3 protein-coding genes are annotated in these 4,353 nt (G+C 61.7%); all 3 read left to right on the plus strand.

Going from position 1 to position 4,353, the window contains the following annotated elements; genetic code table 11:
- Positions 1-596, plus strand: a 596-nt coding sequence (locus tag JMF90_RS26235; RefSeq protein WP_201325613.1) for an efflux RND transporter permease subunit, incomplete at its 5' end; no start/stop codon positions are given.
- A gap of 42 nt (positions 597-638) precedes the next feature.
- A complete protein-coding gene (locus JMF90_RS26240; protein ID WP_265333905.1) occupies positions 639-785 on the plus strand; it encodes a Tn3 family transposase in 147 nt (48 codons plus the stop codon).
- A gap of 635 nt (positions 786-1,420) precedes the next feature.
- Positions 1,421-4,159, plus strand: coding sequence for a TonB-dependent siderophore receptor (locus tag JMF90_RS26245; protein WP_125380664.1), 2,739 nt, complete (start codon positions 1,421-1,423; stop codon positions 4,157-4,159).
- The last annotated feature ends 194 nt before the right edge of the window (positions 4,160-4,353 follow it).

The raw sequence follows: 4,353 nt of genomic DNA on the forward strand, positions 1-4,353 counted from the left end.
TCGATGCGGCGCGCGAGGAGCAGGTTGCCGCGCGGCAAACGCCGCTGCTCGTCGGGCTGTCCGTGCTCGCGGTTTTCATGGCGCTTGCCGCGCTGTACGAAAGCTGGACGGTCCCGCTGTCCGTGCTGACGATCGTGCCGCTCGGCATGATCGGCGCGATCGCGGCGGCGCTCGCGCGCGGGATGCCGAACGACGTGTATTTCAAGGTCGGGATGATCACGGTGGTCGGGCTGGCGGCGAAGAATGCGATCCTGATCGTGCAGTACGCGCGCGATCTGGCCGGGAGCGGCGTGCCGCTGCGGCAGGCGGTGATCGACGCGGCCGCCGCACGATTCCGGCCGATCATGATGACGTCGATGGCGTTCCTGCTGGGCGTCGTGCCGCTCGTGCTGGCGACGGGCGCGGGTGCGGAAAGCCGGCGATCGATCGGCACGGGCGCGTTCGGGGGCGTGCTCGCCGCGACGATGTTCGGGCTCGTGTTCGCGCCGGTGGCGTTTCGGGTGGTGGTATCCATAGGCCGGCGCGGGCGGCATGCGCCGGGGACGAAGCGCGACGCGCAGCGCGTGGAAACGGCCGAAAATCTGGAGATCGATTGATGGTCGCGACGGGGCGTTGGCGGTGCGATCACGGGATGACGGGTGCGCGACGCCAAGCATGTGCTCGAACGGCCGCAATATCAGGAGTCCGATCTTTTGATCACGGAACACTATGCCGACACGACGGGATTCATGGAGCACGTGTTCGAACTGTTTCCATGCCAAGGATTCGTGTCTCCTCTCTGGTAAACAAAAAAGTTCGGTCTGGCGAGTACCGGCCGCGTGCTCCATTGCGGCGCATGCGCGAGCGGGTGAAAAAGGCAGCCACACAAGGAAGACAGAACAACGGTAGCGGCGGATGAACCATATCGATTTTTATTCGGCACCAACCGAGTGCATCTATTGCACCTAAACAAAGTTATGTGGCATCAAATATTTTTTGACGCGTCGATTCTGTCCTGCTATGTTCGCGTCCAACGTAAAACTTTGGTAGTGAACGGTAATGAAGATTCCGTGCATTAAGACATTCAAAGTGAAGACGTAAAGCAGCCCTTCAACGAGCGACTGCCTCTCCTGGCAACACATGCGCGCTAATTGACGAAGCGCCATGGTGCGAATGTTCCAGGGGAATCTTGTATGCGGTCGTTCGATGCACGAAAAGATCGATCCATGTAATTAGGTTTCCTAACTCTATAGGAATGCCGCTTCTTTTATTTCAAATTCATTCCACTCCGCAGTGGAGGAAATAAATTTGAAAGAAATAAACGGACGGAATGGTTTTGATCGCCAGACGACGAATCAGGAACGCGGGGCGACGCTATTTAAAGGCCGGCGAATCTCCGTGCATACAAAAAGGTAAGGCCTTGCGACGACAGAGGGGTGTTATGAAACCAACGGCTTTGGGATCGGCAATACGCAGCATCGTATGGGCTGAAGTCGCGTTGACGGCGGCTTTGGGTACCTCCGCTTACGCGCAGACAACGCCTGTCGACGGGAACGTCGCCGCCGAGCAAACCGGCAGCTCGGCCGCCGCCGCGCCCGCGCCCGCGCCTGCGCCTGCGCCGGCATCGGGCACCGCCGCGGGCGGGCAGACCGTGAAAAAGCTCGACAAGTTCGAAGTGACGGGCTCGCTGATCCGTACATCCGACAAGGTCGGTCACACCGAGGTGCAGGTCATCACCGCGAAGGAAATCCAGCAAAGCGGATACACGACGGTTGCCGATTTCCTGCGTTCGACGTCGGCCAATTCCGCAAGCAGCTGGGGCCAGACGACGATGAACAGCTCGGCCCCCGGCGGCGCCGGCATGGCGTTGCGCGGGCTCAGCGAGAAATACACGCTCGTGCTCGTCGATGGCCAGCGCGTCGCGAACTATGCGCAGTCGGTGAACTTCACCGACACGTTCTTCGATGTCAACGCGATCCCGTTGAACATGGTCGAGCGCGTCGAGATCGTCAAGACCGGCGCGGTATCCGTCTACGGCTCGGACGCGATCGCGGGCGTCGTCAACATCATTACGAAGAAGAACTTTCAGGGCCTGCAGATCGACGGCCAACTCGGCAAGGCGCAGCATCCGGGCGACGGGCAGGGCAACTTCAGTGTACTGGCCGGCTTCGGCGACCTGAATTCGGATCGCTTCAACGTCACCGCGGCCGCCAGCTATTACCGCGATTCGGGCTCGACGCTCGGCGATCGCGACATGACGTCGGCGCAAGACTTCACGCAATATCCCGGCGGGCTGGCAGCGCCGCTCGGGCCGAACCAGCAATCGTACTGGTCGCTGGCGGACGGCTCCAGGGTGCCGCTTTCGCCGTGCCCGCCGGGCAGCAAGACGAGCGCGACCAATTGCACGTACAACCCGGCCGCGTCGACATCGCTCGTTCCGTCCACGACGCGCCTGAACGCGAAGGTGCGCGCCACCTTCAAGATCGACGACAACACGCAGGCCTATGCGGGCTTCTGGGTGAGCCGCGATGAAACCGTCCAGTTGCAGGGACCGGCCTCGATCTCGAGCACGACGAACGTCTACAACCCTTCGACCGGTTCCGTTTCGCCGCTGCCGCGCACCGTACCGGTGAGCAACCCCTATAACCCGTTCGGCGTGCCGACGGCGATCAACCTGACCTTCCCGGGCAACGTCGTGGGGGCGGACACGGTATCGACGTTCTGGATGGCGAACACGGGCGTCAAAGGTTCGTTCGACACGGGCAGATTCGGCGCGTGGGACTGGTCGGCCGATTACGGCCACTCGCAGAGCACCGTCGATACGACGTATCGCAACCGGATCAACGTCGCGGGCCTCGAGAACATGCTCGCGAACGGCACCTACAACTTCTCGAACCCGGCCGCCACGCCAAACGGCCTGAATGGCGTTTTCACGGACGACGATCAGCAGGCCATCTCGAAGGTCGACAGCGTGACAGCCAAGGCCTCGACGTCGAATCTCTTCACGCTGCCCGGGGGCCCGGTCGGCCTGGGCCTGGGCACCGAGTTCCGTCACGAATCGTCGACGATCAACCCGCAGACGCTCGCGTCGCAGGGCGTATCCGCACCCGCGAACGTGCAGACGGTGGAGGGTTCGCGCAACGTCGCCGCCGCGTTCTACCAGGTCGACATTCCGATCCTGCGCAATCTGACGTTCACGCAGGCGGGCCGCTACGATCACTACAGCGACTTCGGCGGGGCGTTTTCGCCGAGCTTTGCGCTGCGTTTCCAGCCGGTGCAAATGCTGACGACGTATGCATCGTACAGTCGCGGCTTCCGCGCGCCGACCCTCGTCGAAAACTCGCAGGCCGTCTATCTCTCTCACCAGAACCTCGTCGATCCGAACGATCCGAGCGGTGTGCCGACCAAGCACTTCACGACGGAGCAAGTCGCGGGCAATCCGAATCTTCAGCCCGAGCACACGAAGAACTACAACATCGGCTTCCAGCTTTCACCCGATGCGATGACCGATATCGGTGCGGCGTTCTACAAGGTCCGCATCGACGGAGTCATCGGTACCGATGATCCGAACGCGGTGCTCGTCGCCAACGATCCCTCCCGCGTCGTGCGCAACGCCGACGGGTCGGTGCGTTACCTCGTTCAGCATTTCGTGAACCTTGGTGCGCTCGACACCGATGGCTTCGATCTCAACTTCCGCAAAGCGCTGCGCACCAAGTACGGCACGTTCACGCTCGCAGGCGACTGGACTTATGTGTGGCACTTCAAGCTGCACAGCCCCGGAACCGCACCGCAGGACTTCGCCGGCAACAACCTTGCGCTGCTGCAGCCGTTCGGCGCGAGCAACCCGCGCTGGAAGGGCAATACGAGCGTGAGCTGGGACTACCGGCAACTGACCACCACGCTGACCTGGCAATACACGGGGCCATATACGAACGCCGTGGCCGCGGAATTCGGCGACGGCGGTACGGGATCGGTGGCGTCGTACAGCCAGTTCAACCTCATGTTCAACTATCGCGGCTTCAAGCATTGGACGATTTACGGCGGCATCACGAACCTCTTCGACAAGAAGCCGCCGTTCGACGTCGAGTGGCAAGCCGTGCCCGACATCACTGGCTATGACCAGTCGCTCTACACGAACCTTGGTCGTTTCTTCCAGGTCGGGGCGACGTACCGGTTCTGACAGGGAGGAAGCCGCCAGGCGGCAACCGGTCCCGGCGCGCGGCCCGCGCCGGGACGACGAAGAATGAGCTGGACCGGCAGCCGGCCTCAATCAAGGTCAAGTGCAGAGATGCAGGGTTTGAACGCGAGGACGCTTGGCCAGTAGCACCTCGTGCAGTCGATTTTTCGTATTTGACATAATCAACATTATCGACA

This window comes from Burkholderia sp. E168m23, from assembly GCF_016586125.1.
Lineage (GTDB): Bacteria > Pseudomonadota > Gammaproteobacteria > Burkholderiales > Burkholderiaceae > Burkholderia > Burkholderia orbicola.